The organism is Ornithinimicrobium pulveris (genome assembly GCF_050261105.1).
GTDB lineage: Bacteria > Actinomycetota > Actinomycetes > Actinomycetales > Dermatophilaceae > Ornithinicoccus.
Window position 1 is genome coordinate 781123 of the sequence record NZ_CP189837.1, and the last position, 17936, is coordinate 799058.

Genomic DNA, 17936 nt, shown 5'->3' on the forward strand with positions numbered 1-17936 from the left:
CCTGATTTGGACCCGCGTGCCGACCAAGTTTACCGTTTTGTTATGAAGTTCTCCCGTTTCTCCGTGGCGGTCGCCATGTCTTCCGCCCTTGTCGTGTCCGCGTGCACCGGTGCCGACACCCCTGCCGACACTGCCCCGGCCACCGCTGGGACCGCCGACTCCACGGAGGACGCCGAGGCCACCCAGACGACCGAGGCCCCCGCCGACGAGGAGACCGAGACCGCGACCGGGGACGCCGCGCAGACCACGGGTGACGCGGCGGACACCACCGCTGGGGCCGACGACGCCGCCGTGACCGGAGATGCGGCCACCACGACCGCGATGACCACCGACGCGGGCACCGCCGACCTCTCGGTCGAGGACGCGGAGCAGATCGCCGCCGCGGTCCTGGAGGACCGCCTCGCCTACTACCAGGCGGACGACGACGAGCGCGAGGAGGCCCTGGAGTTGGCCTACGACCGCTCCGCGATGGAGGCCGCTCGCGGCGTCATGGCGCTGCGCGGCGTGACCGGTGACCCGGCCGAGGTGGAGGCTGAGGAGCCCGCCGAGGCCAACGTGCTGGCGATCAGCCGCGAGGACGACACCCCCGAGCAGCTCATCCTGGTCCAGACCGTCCCCGAGGACGAGGTTCCGCTCCTGCACCTGATGGCGAGCGAGGACGGCGAGAGCTCCAACTTCCGGATCATCTGGGAAGCCCCGATGCTGCCGGGCACCTCGGTGCCCACCTTCGACCGTCGCTCGGTCGGCAGCCCCACCCAGGACCGCGGCGCCGGCGACCTCGCCGAGGCGCCCCGCGACACCCTGCGCACCCTCGCCGGCTACATCAACTGGCCGCAGCCGGATGAGACCCCTGACTACCGCACCCACGGCTACAGCCCGGCCGTGCGTCGTGCCGCCGAGAGCCAGGCGGCCGCCGTCGAGGGTCAGGCGACCCTGCAGGAGCGCAACTGGCTCGTCTCCGATGACATCCGCACGCTGCTCTTCGAGGACGGCTCGGCCTTCATCATGGGCTCGCTGCTGCGCGACACGAAGTTCACCGTCAACCAGGGCGCCGTCCTGACCCCGCCGGAGGCCTTCACCGTCTTCGCCGACTCCGACAGTCTCAGCCAGGAGGCCGTGCTGCGCACCACCATCATGGTGGGCATGCGTGCGCCGTCGGAGGAGGTCGAGTTCAAGCCGGAGATGATCGCGGCCCGTGAGCAGCTCATCGACGCCTGGGGTTCCTGACCGGCTACCGGCTCAGTGCCTGAGCCTCGATTCGATCGACGCCTGAGTCCCGCCTGAGCGGCGCCTGAGGCATCGGGCCGGCCCACGGCATACGCTGGGGGTCGTCCCCTCGCACCCGTCCCCCGGAGGCCCAGCACATGTCCCAGCAGCCGTTCACCTCGGCCGCCCTGCGCGGCGCCGTCGACCTGTCCGGTCTGCGCAACCGCCCGTCCGCCCCGGCCGGTGCTCCGGGTGCCGCGGCTCCCGGCCAGCCGTCCGCGTCCGGCGGTGCTCCCGGCACCGGGGGAGACGGCGTCCCCGGCCGCAGCGGCGTCCTCGTGACCGCCACCGACCAGAGCTTCGAGGCGGTCGTCAACGCCAGCCTCAGCGTGCCCATGGTGCTGGTGCTGTGGACCCCGCAGGCGCCGGAGTCCGGTGAACACCTGGCTGCGCTGGCCCGCGCCGCGGCCACCAAGGGTGGGCGCGTCCAGGTCGTCGGCGTGGACCTGGGTGCCAACCCCGGGATCATGCAGGCCCTCACCCCGATCCTGCAGCAGGCCTTCGGCCAGGTGAGCGCCCTGCCCGTGGTGATCGGTCTGATGGGCGGCCAGCCGATGCCCTTCTACCTGGGCGTCCAGGACGTGGCCCAGGTGGACCAGCTGCTCGACCAGTTCCTCGAGGCCGCTGTGGCCAATGGCGTGACCGGTCGGGTGGAGATCTCCGGTGACGAGGGGGAGGGCGACGCCGAGGGGAGCGGCACAGACGGCGAGGAGGACCAGCTGCCCCCGCTGCACCAGGCCGCCTACGACGCGATCGACCGCGGGGACTGGCCGGCCGCGATCGAGGCCTACCAGCAGGCGCTCGCCGCCGACCCCTCCGATGAGCTGGCCCGGCTCGGCCTGGGCCAGGTGCAGCTGCTCGAGCGGACCAGCACCCTGGACCTCAACGCCGTCCGCGAGGCAGCGGCATCCCGACCGGACGACGTCCAGGCGCAGATCGAGGCTGCCGACGTCGACCTCGTCGGGGGACACGTGGAGGACGGCTTCCTGCGGCTGATCGACACCGTGCGCCGGACCTCCGGAGCCGACCGCGACGCCGCACGCACCCACCTGCTCAGCCTCTTCGAGGTCATCGGCCCCCAGGACCCGCGGGTGATCAAGGCCCGGTCGTCGCTGATGAGCGCGCTCTTCTGACCGCGCTCTTCTGACCGGGCGTCAGTCAGCCTGACCGGGCGTCAGTCAGCCTGCAGCGCGGCGTCCACGACCTGCTGCGCCTGCTCCTGCACCTGCGCCAGGTGCTCGGGGCCGCGGAAGGACTCGGCGTAGATCTTGTAGACATCTTCGGTGCCGGACGGGCGCGCCGCGAACCAGGCACTGTCCGTGGTCACCTTCACGCCGCCGACGGCCGCGCCATTGCCCGGGGCCTCGGTGAGCACCGCGGTGATCGGCTCGCCCGCGAGCTCGGTCGCGGTGATGTCCGAGGCCGACAACTTCTTCAACCGGGCCTTCTGCTCGCGGTCCGCGGGCGCGTCGATCCGCGCATAGGCCGGCTCGCCCTGGGGGGAGTAGTCGGCGACGAGCTCGGCATACCGCTGGGACGGGGTGCGGCCCGTGGTCGCGATGATCTCGGCCGCCAGCAGCGCCAGGATGATCCCGTCCTTGTCGGTCGACCAGACCGAGCCGTCTCGGCACAGGAAGCTGGCGCCCGCCGACTCCTCGCCGCCGAAGGCAACCGACCCGTCCAGCAGACCGGGGACGAACCACTTGAAACCCACCGGGACCTCGATTAGCCGTCGTTCATGGGCGGCCGCGACCTCGTCGATCATCGAGGAGGAGACCAGGGTCTTGCCGATCGCAGTGTCCGCCGGCCAGTCCGGGCGGGCCCCGCCGTAGAGGTAGTCGATCGCGACGGCGAGATAGTGGTTGGGGTTGAGCAGCCCACCGTCGGGGGTGACGATGCCGTGCCGGTCGGCGTCCGCGTCGTTGCCGGTCGCGACGTCGAACCGGTCGCCCTCGCCCATCACCTGGATCAGCGAGGCCATCGCATCCGGCGAGGAGCAATCCATCCGGATCTTGCCGTCCCAGTCCAGCGTCATGAAGCGCCAGGTCGGGTCGACCTCCGGGTTCACCACGGTCAGGTCGAGGCCGTGCTCGTCGGCGATCGCCTGCCAGTAGTCCACCGACGCGCCACCGAGCGGGTCCGCGCCGATCCGGACGCCGGCCTCCCGGATGGCGTCCAGGTCCAGCACGCGGGGCAGCTCGCGGACGTACTCACCCATGAAGTCGTAGCGCTCAACAGCGCCGAGCGCTTCCTCCAGCGGGACGCGGCGCACGCCCTCCAGACCGGCCCGCAGCAGGTCGTTGGCGCGGTCGGCGATCCACCCGGTCGCATCGGTGTCGGCCGGTCCGCCGTGCGGCGGGTTGTACTTGAAGCCGCCGTCGCGGGGAGGGTTGTGCGAGGGCGTGATGACGATGCCGTCGGCCGTGCCCTCCGCCGCCTCGATCTCCTGGTTGTGGGCCAGGATCGCCCGGGAGACCGCGGGGGTGGGGGTGTAACCCGCCTCCTCACCGTGGTCGATCCAGACGTCCACGCCATTGGCGACCAGCACCTCGAGCGCGCTGCGCCAGGCCGGCAGCGACAGCGCGTGCGTGTCCTTGCCGAGGAAGAGCGGGCCCTGGGTGCCCTGGTCCAGGCGGTACTCGCAGATCGCCTGGGTGATGGCCAGGATGTGGTGCTCGTTGAAGGCTGCGTCCAGCGAGCTGCCGCGGTGCCCGGAGGTGCCGAAGGCGACCTGCTGTGCCACGTCCTCCGGGTCCGGCACGATCTCGGCGTAGGCCGCGAGCAGCTCGTCGACGTCGATCAGGTCCTGTTCCTGGGCCGGGGTTCCGGCGCGCTCGTGCCGTGCCATGGTGCCTCTCTCAGCGCTCGGTGGTCTCGTTCTGGTGGTGCTCGTCGTCGGGCTCGTCGGCTTCGGCGGCCTCGTCGGCCGCGCGCTCCTCGCGCCCGGCCTCCTGCGCCAGCGCGTCCTGGTCGAGCTCGGAGCCAGGCACATCGGTGTCGGCCTTCGCGGTCGGGATCTCCTCGGTGCTGGCCTCGGCCGCGAACGCGCTGAGGCTGTCGACGGCGGAGACCTGCCCACCGTCCACCTCCTCGACCTCGTCCTGGACCGCGGGCATCCCCACCTCGGGGGTGCTCGCGTCGGCCACCGTCCCGTCCGGTATGGCGTCGCTCGCCACCTCGTCCTCGTCGCCGTCCTCGTCGGCCGGCTCGGAGTCCTCGATGTCCAGATCGTCGGCAGCGTCCGACTCCTCTGCGGTCGGCTCGGTCTCGCCGTCCGCGACGCCACCCTGGTAGGTGAGGTCCTCGGGAACCAACCACACCGCACCCATCGGCGGGACCGTCACCAGGGCGGAGTAGGGCTGGTGCTGGTGCGCGACGTCATACGCCTGGACAGAGCCCATGTTGCCGGCGCCGGACCCGTCGTAGACCTCCGCGTCGGTGTTGAGGACCTCGCGCCAGCGGCCGCCGTAGGGCAGGCCGACGTGCACACCCTCGTGCGGGATGCCGCTGAAGTTGACCAACACCGCGACGACCGGCCGCAGCCCGTCCTCGCCCTCGTTGCCCCACCGCAGGTAGGAGTAGAGGTTGCGACCGGCGTCGTTGGCGTTGAGCCAGGTGAAGCCGTCCTCGTGGTGATCGATCTGCCACAGGGCGGGGTGCTCGTCGTAGAGCCGGTTCAGATCCCGCACCAGGCGCTGAACGCCGCCGTGACCGGACTGCTCGGTGAGCGCCCAGTCCAGCGAGCCGCCGTCCGCCCACTCGCGGGAGGCCGCGAACTCGCTGCCCATAAAGAGCAGCTGCTTGCCCGGGTGGCTCCACTGGTAGGCCAGGAAGGCGCGGGTGGTGGCGAACTTCTGCCAGGTGTCCCCGGCCATCTTGCGAACCAACGAGCCCTTGCCGTGGACGACCTCGTCGTGGCTGATCGGCAGGATGTACTTCTCCGAGTAGGCGTAGACCAGCGCGAAGGTGAGCGCGTGGTGGTGCCGTGCCCGGGCATACGGGTTCTGGCCCAGGTAGTCGAGGGTGTCGTGCATCCAGCCCATGTTCCACTTGAAGCCGAAGCCCAGGCCGCCCTCGTCGGTCGGAGCGGTGACGCCCGGCCAGGAGGTGGACTCCTCGGCGATCATCATCACGCCGGGGTTGCGACGATAGGCGGTGGCGTTGGTCTCCTGGAGCAGCTCGACGGCCTCCAGGTTCTCCCGGCCGCCGTAGCGGTTGGGGATCCACTGGCCGTCCTGCCGGGAGTAGTCCAGGTAGAGCATCGAGGCGACACCGTCCACGCGCAGCCCGTCGGCGTGGAACTCCTCGAGCCAGTAGGTGGCGTTGGCCACCAGGAAGTTACGGACCTCGGGGCGGCCGTAGTCGAAGATGTAGCTGCCCCACTCCGGGTGCCAGCCCTTGCGCGGGTCCGGGTGCTCATAGAGCGCGGTCCCGTCGAAGCGGGCCAGGGCCCACGGGTCGGTGGCGAAGTGGCCGGGCACCCAGTCCAGGATGACGCCGATCCCGGCCTGGTGCAGCCGGTCGATCAGGTAGCGCAGGCCGTCCTCGTGACCGAACCGGCTGTCCGCCGCGTAGTAGCCGGTCACGTGATAGCCCCAGGAAGGGCCGTAGGGGTGCTGCATCACCGGCATCAGCTCGACGTGCGTGAAGCCCATCTCCTGGACGTAGGGCACCAGCTGGTCGGCGAGCTGCTCGTACTTCAGCCCCTGACGCCAGGAGCCCAGGTGCACCTCGTAGATGCTCATCGGGCCGTGGTGGGCATCACTCTCGGCGCGACGCTGCATCCAGGCGGCGTCGCCCTCGCTCCACCGGTGGTTGGAGCTGGTGACCACAGAGTTGTTGAAGGGCGGCACCTCGCTGGCGCGCGCCATCGGGTCGGCCTTGGCGCGGCGGGTGCCGTCCGGGCCGGTGATGTCGAACTTGTAGTGGGCGCCCGCCTCGACGCCGGGCACGAACAGCTCCCACACGCCCGCGGGCTCGTGCACCCGCAGCGCGTGGCTGGCGCCGTCCCACCCGTTGAAGTCACCGATGACGTGCACGGCGAGGGCGTTCGGCGCCCACACCGAGAAGCGCGTCCCGGTGCTCTCGCCCATGTCGTCGCGCAGCGACATCACGTGTGAGCCGAGGACCTTCCACAGTTCCTCGTGGCGGCCGCGGGCGATCAGCTCCAGGTCGCGCTGACCGATCGTGGCGGGGTAGCGGTAGGCCTCGTCGACGATCTGCTGTCGGCCGAGGGAGTCCAACCGCAGCCGGTAGGCCGGGACCTGCTCGCCCTCCAGCACGGCCACCCAGATGCCGCCGGTCTCCGGTCGCATCGGGATCTCGCGGCCGTCGGCCAGGAGCACGGTGACGGCGTCCGCGTCCGGGCGGACGGTGCGGATGGTGATGTGGCCCTGGTGCGCGTGCGCGCCCAGGATCGTGTGCGGGTTGCGGTGCAGCCCGTGGACGACGTCGGTCGCCTCCTCCAGGTCCAACGGCCTGGTATGCGGTGCGGGTGGCTCGGTCGGCGCGTCCAGGAGGACCCGGCGCACCGGGGGAGAAACCCCGTCGGGGAGTCCTCCGGTGACCACCGCGTCGGAGAAGTGGGCCTCCTGCCAGGCGCGATCGCGGTCGGCGGTCGGGTCGCCGAACTCGTCCGGGCGGGGGGCGCGGCCACTGGCCGGTGGGTAGCGGCGAGCGACGAGCGGAGCTTCGGCGGCATCGACGGAGGGCGGCGGTGCCTCGCCCTCGCCGTCGCGCGGGCCGGGCTCGGCGAAGGCGCGGACCATCTCCTCGGGCGGCGGCACCGGGGCACCGGGGCTCGAGCCACTGGCTCCGCGGCGCTGGCCGCTGGCTGCGTCGGGGGTCTGGCCATCGGTCGGTCCGGGGCGGTCGGTTGCGTCGTCGGGCTGCCCGGCGACGTCCCCGAGCGCAACGCGGTCGGAGGCATCCTCAGCTGCGCTCGGCGGCGAGTCCTCGGGGATCTCGAGCCCGCTCACCATCTGGGCCGGGGCCAGCACGGGGTCATGCATCCCGGCCGAGGTCCCGGTGGCGGGGATGTCGGCGAGGTCAGGAACGCCATACCCCTCGGGCTCGGACGGCGCGTCAGTGCTCTGCTCGGGACCACGGCCCCACGAGGGGGCGTCGGTGGCGCCGTCCACGCTCCCCGGTTCCCCGGCGGTGCCGAGGTAGACCGACTCATCGACCTCGGGGTCGTCGTGCGAGGGGCCGGTGACAGCGGGGTCCAGGTCGTGCAACGAGGCGTCCCCGACCTGCGAGGTGACCCCGAAATCCGCGGCCGTCGGGGGCGCGGTCTGGGCGCCTGCGCCAGCCCGCTGCTCGCCGCTGCGGTGCCGGCCACCCTGACCACCGGTCACCAGGCGCTGCACCGCAGCGACCGGGATCGGGACCCAGGACGGACGGTTGCGGGCCTCGTAGACAACCTCGTAGAGCGCCTTGTCCAGCTCGAGCGCATCGAGCACCCGGCGGCTGTCGGCGGCATCCAGGTCTTCCCCGCTGCTGGTCGTGTAGCCCTCCAGGAAGGCGGCGCGGGCCGAGGACGCCCAGGCATCGGGGTCGAGCGCGTCGCCGGAGTGCTCGGCCTCGCGCGCCGCATCCTCGCCCTGGCTCTCGATCGCGGCGCTCGCGGCCGCGTAGTCGAAGGAGCGCAGCATGCCGGCGACATCGCGCAGGGCGAGGTCGGGTCGGTTGCGCTCCTCGAGGGGGCGCAGCGGCTCACCCTCGAAGTCCAGCAGCACCCAGCCGCGCTCCCCGGCGTCCAGCACCTGGCCCAGGTGGTAGTCGCCGTGGACGCGCTGGAGCGCGGGCAGCTCGAGATGCTCGAGCTCGGCGTAGGTGGACTCCACGGCCTCCCGGTAGTCGGCCAGCTCGGGGACCTCGGCGAAGGCCTCCTCGGCGCGGCGGCGCATCTGGTCGACCAGCGTGGCGCGGGCGGGGGAGTCAGCGTCCTGGGTGGCGAAGGCCTCCCGGAGCACGCCGTGCACCGACGCGGTCGCCTGGCCCAGGCCGCGGGCCTGGTCGGCGAAGTCGGTGCCGGAGCGGGCCGCCTCCAGCGCGGTGCGCCAGGCGTCCTGGGTGTCGGCGACGAACTCCTGCGCGTACGCGAGGTGACCCGTGGCCTCGGTGCCGTCGACCTGCGGCCACCGGCCTTCGACATACCCGATCGGGGCGGGGACCATCCGGTTGCCGGAGCGCCCGACCGCCGATCCGATGGTCACGTCCGGGTTCTCGCCCGAGTGCAGGACGCGGAAGAGCTTGACGATGATCGGCGCGGCGCCGTCGTGGGTGTCGATGATGATCGAGGTGTTGGACTGCTCGCCACTGAGCACCCGCGCGCTGCGCAGGGCCGGGACGTGGTCGTCCTCGGTCACCCGGCTGGCGTGGGCCGAGGGAACGTCGCCGCCCTGGAACATCTGGGTGAGCAGGGTCTGGGCGAAGACCGGGTCGTGGGTCGCGTCGTAGACGTAGCGGGTGCCCAGCTCGCTGTGCTCGGTGGTGGCCACCAGCGCGTGCGCGAGGAAGTCCACCGGCTCGGCGCGGTAGGAGAGCGGCACCTGGTAGACGATCGGCTCGGGCCCGGACTCGTCGACGAGGAGGTGGTCCTCCAGGCCGACCTCGCCGAACGGGTCCTCCCACCGGATCGCGGCGATCCGGCGTAGGCGCGGTGCGCTGCCGGTCGACTTTCCGCGGAACCAGCGCTGGGCGCTGACCCAGGCGGGCAGGAAGTCCTCGAAAACAGGGGACAAGGTGGCCATCAGTTCTCCTCCTCCAGAGGGGTCAGACCGAGCCAGAAGAAGTCGCGGGAGCCCAGTGTCAGGGTGATCGTCCCGTCCTCGCCGACGTCCGGGAAGCCGGCGCCGCCGAACAGATCGGTCACATCGGCCCCGGCGAAGCGGTCGGGCAGGGTGATCCGGGCTGCCTGCGGGCGCGAGGAGAGGTTGTTGACGCAGAGCACGGCCGGGTGGCCGTCCCGCTCGGCCGCGTCATCCTCGGGCAGGGCCCGGACGAAGGCGAGGATGGTGTCGTTGTCGGCCTCGCAGGGGAGGTACTCCCCGAGCCCGAAGACCTCGTGGCTGGCCCGGACGTGCAGCATCCCGCGGGTCCAGTGCAGCAGCGAGGAGCTGCTGGCCATCTGGGCCTCTATGTTGACGTTGTTGTAGTGGTAGACCAGCGAGCTGATCACCGGCAGGTAGAGCTTGCCGGGGTCGGCGGAGGAGAAGCCGGCGTTGCGGTCCGGGGTCCACTGCATCGGGGTGCGCACGGCGTCGCGGTCGTTGAGCCAGATGTTGTCGCCCATCCCGATCTCGTCGCCGTAGTAGAGGCAGGGGGAGCCGGGCAGGGACAGGAGCAGGGCGTTGATCAGCTCGATCTCGCTGCGGGAGTTGTCGAGCAGGGGGGAGAGGCGGCGCCGGATGCCGACATTGGCGCGCATCCGGGGGTCGGGGGCATACCAGCCGTACATCGCCGAGCGCTCCTCGGCGGTGACCATCTCCAGGGTCAGCTCGTCGTGGTTGCGCAGGAAGGTGCCCCACTGGGTCCCGGCCGGGATCTCGGGGGTCTCCTCCAGCACCCGGATGATCGGCTCGGCCTTCTCCTCGCGCAGGGCGTAGTAGAGGCGCGGCATGACCGGGAAGTGGAAGCACATGTGGCACTCGGGGGCGTCCTCGGTGCCGAAGTAGTCGACGACCTCCGCCGGCATCTGGTTGGCCTCGGCGAGCAGCACCCGACCTGGGTACTCCTCGTCGACCATCGCGCGCAGCTTGGCGAGGAAGTCGTGCGTGGGCTGAAGGTTCTCGCAGTTGGTGCCCTCCTCCTCGAAGAGGTAAGGCACGGCGTCGAGGCGGAAGCCGTCGATGCCCATGTCCATCCAGAACCGGACGACGTCGAACATCGCCTCCTGCACGCCCTCGTTCTCGAAGTTGAGGTCGGGCTGGTGGGAGAAGAAGCGGTGCCAGAAGAACTGGCGACGCACGGCGTCGAAGGTCCAGTTGGAGGTCTCGGTGTCCACGAAGATGATCCGGGCGTCGCTGTAGGCGTCGTCGGTGTCGGACCAGACGTAGAAGTCGCCGTAGGGGCCGTCGGGGTCGGACCGACTGGCCTGGAACCAGGGGTGCTGGTCACTGGTGTGGTTCATCACCAGGTCGGTGATGATCCGGATCCCGCGCGCGTGCGCCTGGGAGATCAGCTCCTGGAACTCGGGCAGGGTGCCGAACTCGGGCAGGACCGCGGTGTAGTCGGCCACGTCGTAGCCACCATCGCGCAACGGCGAGGCGTAGAACGGGGGCAGCCACAGGCAGTCCACGCCGAGCCACTGGAGGTAGTCCAACCGGTTGATCAGCCCGGTGAAGTCACCCGATCCCGAGCCGGTCGAGTCGTCGAAGGCTCGGACCAGGACTTCGTAGAAGACCGCCTTGCGGAACCAGTCGGGGTCGTTCCGAAGTCCGGGCTGGTGCAGGTTGAGACCGCGCATCCGTGCTCCTTAGCGGGTGTGGGGGGTGACGTGGAGGATGTGCACCGGCTCGTGGCCATAGCCCGGGCCGAGGCGCACGAAGGGGTTGCGGTCCCAGGCCCAGCGGGCGCCGGTGACCAGGTCGTGCACGGCGAAGCCGTCGGACCAGCCCAGGCCCTGGCCGAGCGCCGGGACGGTCAGGTGCAGGCGGGTCGAGCGGACCTGATGCGCGTCCAGGTTGGCCACCACCAGGACCGTGTCCTGGTGCGAGCCGTCGCCGGCGCCGCCACCGTGCTTGGAGAAGACCAGGACGTTCTCGTCCTCGGCGTCGTGGAAGGTGACATTGCGCAGCCAGTGCAGGCTGGGGTGTTCGCGCCGGATCCGGTTGAGCAGGGTGAGCCAGCCGGTCAGGTCGTCGCGGCCAGGGACGTGCTGGCCCCAGCGGCGGTCCTTGTACTCGTACTTCTCATTGTCGATGTGCTCCTCGGCGCCCGGCCGGTTGACGTGCTCGACGTGCTCGTAGCCGGCGTAGATGCCGTAGGTGGGCACCAGGGTCGCGGCGAGGGCGGAGCGCACGAGGTGCGCGGTGATCCCGCCCTGCTGCATGTAGGGAGTGAGGATGTCGTGGGTCGTCGGCCAGAAGCTGGGCCGCATGTAGGGCGCGGTCTCGGTGGCCAGCTCGGTGACGTACTCCCTCAGCTCGGCGGCGGTGTTGCGCCAGGCGTAGTAGGTGTAGGACTGCTGGAAGCCGACCTTGGCCAGGGTGCGCATCATCATCGGCTTGGTGAAGGCCTCGGACAGCCAGATCACCTCGGGGTGGTCCACGGCGACATCGGCGATCAGCCACTGCCAGAACTCGACCGGCTTGGTGTGCGGGTTGTCCACGCGGAAGATCGTCACGCCGTGGTCGATCCACACCTGGACCACCCGGCGGACCTCGGCGTAGACCGTCGCGGGGTCGTTGTCGAAGTTGAGCGGGTAGATGTCCTGGTACTTCTTCGGCGGGTTCTCCGCGTAGGCGATCGTGCCGTCGGCGCGGGTGGTGAAGAACTCGGGGTGCTCGCTCGCCCACGGGTGGTCGGGGGAGGCCTGCAGGGCGATGTCGAGCGCCACCTGCAGCCCCTCCTGCTCGGCCCGGGCCACGAAGGCGTCGAAGTCCTCCCAGTCGCCCAGGTCGGGGTGCAGGGCGTCGTGCCCGCCCTCCGCGGCCCCGATCGCGTAGGGGGAGCCGGGGTCGTGCTCCTCGGTGGTGAGCGTGTTGTTCTTGCCCTTGCGGTTGGTCTCACCGATGGGGTGGATCGGGGTCAGGTAGACCACGTCGAAGCCCATCGCGGCGATCCCGGGCAGACGCTCGGCCGCCGTGCGGAAGGTGCCGGTGGTCCACAGCCCGGTCTCCGGGTCGCGGGTCGCGCCCTCGCTGCGGGGGAAGATCTCGTACCACGCACCGGTCAGGGCGAGCTTGCGCTCCACCCACCAGGGGTAGGTGCGGCTGGGGGTGACGTAGTCGCGCAGGGGCGCGGCCGCCAGCACCTGACGGACCGGGGAGGCGGTGCCCGCCTGCAGGCGCTCGTGCGCCGGCAGCGAGCTGGACCGCAGCCGGGAGATGGCCTCCTCCAGCACGGTCCGGTGCTCCTCGGGTCGCTCGACCTCATCGAGCGCTCGCTCCAGGACGCGCGCGCCCTCCTCAAGCATCAGCTCGACGTCCACCCCGGCCTCGACCTTGACGGTGCCGTCGTGCAGCCAGGTGCCGTAGGGGTCCGACCAGCCCTCGACCCGGAAGCTCCACAGGCCCTCGCGGTCGGCGTGCACGAGCGCGCGCCACTGGCCCAGGCCTGGGTTGGTCTGGCTCATCGGGACGTGGTGCTCGACGTCGTCGGGGTCGACCAGGACGACGGTGGCGTTCACCGCGTCGTGACCCTCCCGGAAGACGGTCGCCCCCACGACGAACTGCTCGTCGACGACCGACTTGGTCGGCCGATCGCCACCGTCGACGATGGGCTGGACATCGAGGACCGGGATGCGGCCCAGCGGCCGCTGGCCGAAGAGTCGCAGGGCGGAGGTGTCGACGCCGCGGGGATCGGCCTCGGACTGGTCAGGGGCAACTGGTGTGGTCGAGTGCTCGGTCACGTCGTCAACGCTACCGTCTCCGGCCCCGGTGTCGGGAGCCCGAGCAGCACCGTCACGCTGGTCGCGCCGACGGCGAGCGAGGCGCCGGGCGCCAACTCCTCCCAGGGCTCCCTCCGGGTCGCCGAATCGGCCGTCACATCCGCCGTCACATCCGCCGTCGAATCCGTGGGGAGCACCAGCCCCACGTCCGGGTCGCTGGACCACCGCACCCGCCATCCCGCGAGCCCCTCCAGCCTCGGTGCCACCACCTCGATCCGGTCCGGACCACCGTGCAGGACGAGGGCGACCGCGCTGCGCCCAGCACCTGCCTCGTGCAGGGTGTCGTAGGCCGCCACCACCGTGCGCCGCCACGGGTTGCGCCACTCGCCCTCGTCCAGGATCCCGGCCCACTCGTCATACCAGCGCAGCCGCGTGCGACCCGGGCGCGCCTCATACAGCGGAAACTCCGGTGTGCGCAGCAGGCCCAGCTCGCGCCGCAGCTCGATCAGCTCGCGCAGGTCGGCCAGCACCTCCTCCTGCCAGGGCTTGAGGTCCCAGTTCAGCCAGGCGATCTGGTTGTCCTGGCAGTAGGCGTTGTTGTTGCCCTCCTGGGTGTTGCCCAACTCGTCCCCGGCGAGCAGCATCGGCACCCCGGTGGACAGCAGGGTGGTCGCCGCGAGATTCCGGATGGAGCGGTTGCGGGCCGTGAGGACGGCCGGGTCGTCGGTGGGCCCTTCCACCCCGTGATTCCAGGAGCGGTTGTCGCTGTGGCCGTCCCGGTTCTCCTCGCCGTTGGCATAGTTGCGCTTGTGCTCGTATGCCGTGAGGTCGGCCAGGGTGAAGCCGTCGTGGGCGGTGATCAGGTTGACCGAGGCGATCGGCCCCCGGTCATCGGCGCTGAACAGGTCGGCCGAGCCGGCGAGCCGGGTCGCCAGCTCCCGCACCCCGTGGCCGGGCTGCCCGTGCAGCTGGCGGCCCACGTCGGCCAGCCAGAAGGAGCGGACGGTGTCGCGGAAGCGGTCGTTCCACTCGGCGAAGGGCGCGGGGAACTGTCCCGTACGCCAGCCGTGGACACCCACGTCCCACGGCTCGGCGATCAGCTTGGCCCGCGAGAGGACGGGGCCAGTCTGCAGCGCCACCAGGAAGGCGTGCTGCCGGTCGAAGGCGTCGTCGCGTCCCCGGGCCAGGGCTGGCGCCAGATCGAACCGGAAGCCGTCGATGTGGAACTCCTCGACCCAGTGCCGCAGGGAATCCAGCACCATCCTGGCCACGAGGGGCTCGCGCAGGTCGACGGTGTTCCCGCACCCGGTGACGTCGATGTCGCTTCCCCGCGCGTCCAGCCGGTAGTAGGTGGCGTTGTCCAGACCGCGCCAGGACAGGGTCGGGCCGGACCAGGCGCTCTGCTCGGCCGTGTGGTTGTAGACCACGTCGAGCACGACCTCGATCCCGGCCGCGTGCAGCGCCTTCACCGCCCCCTTCACCTCGTCGACGACTCCCTGCGGGTCTGAGGCTGCGGCATACTGGGCATGGGGGGCGAAGAAGCCGAGCGTGTTGTAGCCCCAGTAGTTGCGCAGACCCTGGCGCACGAGAGCGGGCTCGGAGACCGAGGTGTGGATCGGGAGCAGTTCGAGGGTGGTCACCCCGAGCGAGGTGAGGTGGTCCAGGACGGCCGGGTGCGCGAGGGCGGCATACGTGCCGCGCAGCTCCTGTGGGACCTCCGGGTGGCGCATTGTGAGCCCGCGCACGTGCGCCTCGTAGAGGACGGTGTCGGTCCACGGGACCGCCGGCAGTTCGTCGCCGTCCCAGTCGAAGGCCTGGTCGACGACCACCCCGTGCGGCACGTAGGGGGCGCTGTCGCGCGTGTCCGGGGTCTCCGGGTCGCCGTGGCCGTGGTGATCGACGACATGCCCCCACACCTCCGGAGCCCAGGTGACCTCGCCCGCGATCGCTGCGGCATACGGGTCCAGGAGCAGTTTGTGGGGGTTGTGGCGGTGGCCCTCGGCCGGCGCCCACGGGCCGTGCACGCGGAAGCCGTAGCGGGTGCCCGGGGTCAGCTCGGGGGCCTCGTCCCACCAGATCCCGTATGCCGTGCGCCCCAGTTCGCGACGACGCTCGCCGCCGGCGGGGTCGAGGATGCACAGCTCGACAGCGGTGGCGTGCCGGGCTACCACAGCGATCTCGGTCCCGTGGGCACCACGGGTCAAGCCGAGCGGCGGCGGGGTGTCAGTGCTGCGACGAGGACGGATCGGCGGCGCCATGGCCAGCAAGAATAAGGGCGGATGTGCGCTGTGCGGAGAGGCAGGTACGTTGGAGGTATGACCGATCCCACCTCCCTGCCCAACTTCCCGCCCCCGCCCGAGGAGCACCCGCTCACCGGGAGGGTTCTGGATGCCCTCCAGGACCTCAACATGCAGCCGAACCTGGACTCCCAGGGCGACGTCGCGATTCAGGCCAGCGGCCAGAAGCTGTTCGTGAAGGTGATCGAGGGCGACCAGTTCGACATCATGCGGGCCTTCGGGCAGTGGCAGATCGCGAACACTGTGCCGGACGACCTGTTCACCCGGCTGAACGGCTGCAATGACGTCAGCCTCGGCGTGAACCTGGTCAAGTGCGGCATCGCCAACGGCAACCTGGTGCTCTCGGTCGAGCAGATCGTGACCCGCCGGGAGAACCCGAAGGCCAAGCTGCAGATTGCGATCGGCCTGATCCTGCAGGCGCTGCCGCTGTGGCACCGCAATGTGATCGCCAAGGCCCAGCGCGAGGCGGGCGAAGAGGTCACCCTGCCCGAGGACGCCCCCGAGGGGACCGAGGTCGGCCCGTGGCTGTCCGTCGGCCCGAAGGGTGAGGCTGAGGCGGCCGAGCAGGCTGGCCGGGCCGAGGGCACCGCGCAGGATGGCGCCGCGCAGGGTGGCGACGACCAGAACCGCGACCAGGCATGAGCCGCACCGTGGAGACGGCCAGCTCCTACGTCACCGTCGAGGTCGACGCGAGCGTGGCCACCATCCGAGTCGACCGGCCCAAGATGAACCCGCTGTCGATCGAGGTCCAGGACGCACTCGCCGAGGCTGCCCGGATCGTCACGGCCGATGACGAGGTCGCGGCCGTGGTGATCTACGGCGGTGAGAAGGTCTTCGCAGCGGGAGCGGACATCAAGGAGATGCAGCGGATGAGCTACACCGACATGGTGCAGCGCGCGAGCATCATCCAGGAGTGCTTCAGCCAGGTGGCGCGGATCCCCAAGCCGGTCATCGCCGCCATCGAGGGCTATGCGCTCGGTGCTGGCAACGAACTGGCGATGTGTGCCGACTTCCGGGTCGCCGCGCGGGATGCCAAGCTCGGCCAGCCCGAGATCCTGCTGGGCGTCATCCCGGGCGCTGGCGGCACCCAGCGGCTGGCGCGGCTGGTCGGCGCGAGCCGGGCCAAGGACCTCGTCTACTCCGGGCGGATGATCGATGCCGAGGAGGCGCACGCCATCGGGCTGGTGGACAAGGTCGCCGAGCCCGGCCAGGCCTACGCCACCGCACTGGAGATGGCCCAGCGCTATGTGCACGGCCCCGCCTTCGCGCTGCGCGCCGCCAAGGAGTGCATCGACCGAGGCCTGGACGGTGACCTCGAGACCGGCCTGGCCATCGAAGCCATGCAGTTCGCCGGCGTCTTCGCCACCAAGGACCGCGAGATCGGGATGACGTCCTTCGTCAAGGAGGGCCCGGGCAAGGCCAGCTTCGAAGGCCGCTGACCCCACCCCACCCCTTTCCGACCACCCCCCTTTCCGACCGGACGCGTGCTGTGCACGCGTTCACCACGACCGGACGCGTGCTGTGCACGCGTTCACCTCGACCGGACGCGTGCTGTGCACGCGTTCACCTCGACCGGACGCGTGCCTTCCACGCGTCCGGTCGTTGCGTGTGGCGGTGCGATCCGTCAGGAACACCACCGTTCACGTGAGTCACATTCGTCGCGGCGCTCCCTCCCTCGCCGGGCATTCAGACGTGCACAACGAGGCGGCGGTGGGCACTGACCTGCGCTTTTGTACACCGATGCTGCGTTGTGCACGTTTGGGTGACCACGCGGCAGCTGGTGGCTTGTCCTGCCGCGCGTTCGGTGGGCGCCTGGGGCGACGTGCCGCGCGTTCGGTGGTTCCTGGGCCGACCTGGCGCGCGTTCGGTGGGCGCCTGGGGCGACGTGCCGCGCGTTCGGTGGGCGCCTGGGGCGACGTGCCGCGCGTTCGGTGGGCGCCTGGGCCGACCTGGCGCGCGTTCGGTGGGTTCCTGGGCCGACCTGCCGCGCGTTCGGTGGGCGCCTGGGGCGACGTGCCGCGCGTGTCAACGGCCACTCCAAAGTCCCCGGTTTTGGCCAGGTGGAAGTCCCCACCCTCTGCGGGGTTGATCACTGACTGATGTGCTCACCTCCTCGGCGTTGACGGGCTTGGCGCATGCGGTAGGACTGGCCGTTGGTGACGACGGTGGTGGCGTGGTGCAGCAGCCGGTCGAGCATCGAGACGGCGGTGGTGTGCTCGGGCAGGAATCTGCCCCAGTCCTCGAAGGAGTGGTGCGAGGCGATGCCCAGGGAGCGGCGTTCGTAGGCGGCGGCGACGAACCGGAACAGCAGCTGGGCACCGGTGTCGTCCAGCGGGGCGAAGCCGATCTCGTCGACCAGGACGACGTCGTTGCGCAGCAGCACCTCTATGACCTTGCCCACGGTGTTGTCGGCCAGGCCGCGGTAGAGCGTCTCGACGAGGTCGGCCGCGGTCAGGTACCGGACCCGGTGGCCGGCGAGGACGGCGGCGTGACCCAGTGCGATGAGGGTGTGTGACTTGCCCGTGCCGGCCGGGCCGATCAGGGCCACGTTCTCCTTGGCACGGATCCACTCCAGGCTGGTGAGGTAGGCCCACGTCGGCGCGGGGATCGAGGACGCGGCCAGGTCGAAGTCCTCGATGGTCTTGAGCACCGGGAAGGCCGCGGCCTTGAGGCGTGCTCGCTCGTTGGAGGCGTCGCGGGCGGTGATCTCGGCCTCGACCAGGGCCCGCAGCACCTCCTCGGGAGACCAGCGTTGGGTCTTGGCCGTGACGAGCAGCTCGGGGGCGAGCTGTCGCATCGCGGCGAGCTTCAGCCGGCGC

General features: G+C 70.9%; 10 protein-coding genes. 4 read left to right on the forward strand and 6 right to left on the reverse strand.

The genetic code is table 11. The features are described 5' to 3' along the window. The first annotated feature begins 42 nt into the window (after positions 1-42). Both ACQBAT_RS03600 and ACQBAT_RS03605 read left to right on the forward strand, forming a co-directional pair. A complete protein-coding gene (locus ACQBAT_RS03600) occupies positions 43-1227 on the forward strand; it encodes a hypothetical protein (protein ID WP_420746824.1) in 1185 nt (394 codons plus the stop codon). Between the two features lie 137 nt (positions 1228-1364). Beyond that, positions 1365-2399, forward strand: a complete 1035-nt coding sequence (locus ACQBAT_RS03605; protein WP_420746823.1) for a tetratricopeptide repeat protein — start codon at positions 1365-1367, stop codon at positions 2397-2399. 41 nt (positions 2400-2440) lie between these two features. Here ACQBAT_RS03605 and pgm read toward each other — a convergent pair whose 3' ends face one another. From pgm to glgX, 5 genes are read right to left on the reverse strand one after another with little or no spacing between them, the layout of a single operon-like run. Next, a complete protein-coding gene (pgm, locus tag ACQBAT_RS03610) occupies positions 2441-4114 on the reverse strand; it encodes a phosphoglucomutase (alpha-D-glucose-1,6-bisphosphate-dependent) (protein WP_420746822.1) in 1674 nt (557 codons plus the stop codon). A gap of 10 nt (positions 4115-4124) precedes the next feature. Further along, a complete protein-coding gene (gene glgB, locus ACQBAT_RS03615) occupies positions 4125-9020 on the reverse strand; it encodes a 1,4-alpha-glucan branching protein GlgB (RefSeq protein ID WP_420746821.1) in 4896 nt (1631 codons plus the stop codon). Continuing rightward, positions 9020-10735 (reverse strand): maltose alpha-D-glucosyltransferase, encoded by a 1716-nt coding sequence (treS, locus tag ACQBAT_RS03620; RefSeq protein ID WP_420746820.1) that lies wholly within the window; start codon positions 10733-10735, stop codon positions 9020-9022. The genes glgB and treS overlap by 1 nt, the downstream gene beginning before the upstream one ends. Before the next feature lie 9 nt (positions 10736-10744). Then, positions 10745-12841, reverse strand: coding sequence for a maltotransferase domain-containing protein (locus ACQBAT_RS03625; protein ID WP_420746819.1), 2097 nt, complete (start codon positions 12839-12841; stop codon positions 10745-10747). Beyond that, positions 12838-15078, reverse strand: coding sequence for a glycogen debranching protein GlgX (gene glgX, locus ACQBAT_RS03630; RefSeq protein WP_420746818.1), 2241 nt, complete (start codon positions 15076-15078; stop codon positions 12838-12840). Before glgX ends, ACQBAT_RS03625 begins: the two co-directional genes overlap by 4 nt. Positions 15079-15135: 57 nt before the next feature. On the opposite strand from glgX, the gene ACQBAT_RS03635 reads away from it, so the two are divergent. Both ACQBAT_RS03635 and ACQBAT_RS03640 read left to right on the forward strand, forming a co-directional pair. Next, complete coding sequence (locus ACQBAT_RS03635; protein ID WP_420746817.1) at positions 15136-15759, forward strand: hypothetical protein; 624 nt, start codon at positions 15136-15138, stop codon at positions 15757-15759. Beyond that, the gene (locus ACQBAT_RS03640) at positions 15756-16556 is read left to right on the forward strand and encodes an enoyl-CoA hydratase/isomerase family protein (protein WP_420746816.1); all 801 of its coding nucleotides are present in this window, start codon (positions 15756-15758) and stop codon (positions 16554-16556) included. The genes ACQBAT_RS03635 and ACQBAT_RS03640 overlap by 4 nt, the downstream gene beginning before the upstream one ends. 650 nt (positions 16557-17206) lie before the next feature. Here the strand turns inward: ACQBAT_RS03640 and istB are convergent. Next, the gene (gene istB, locus ACQBAT_RS03645; RefSeq protein ID WP_427197774.1) at positions 17207-17914 is read right to left on the reverse strand and encodes an IS21-like element helper ATPase IstB; all 708 of its coding nucleotides are present in this window, start codon (positions 17912-17914) and stop codon (positions 17207-17209) included. Between the last annotated feature and the right edge of the window lie 22 nt (positions 17915-17936).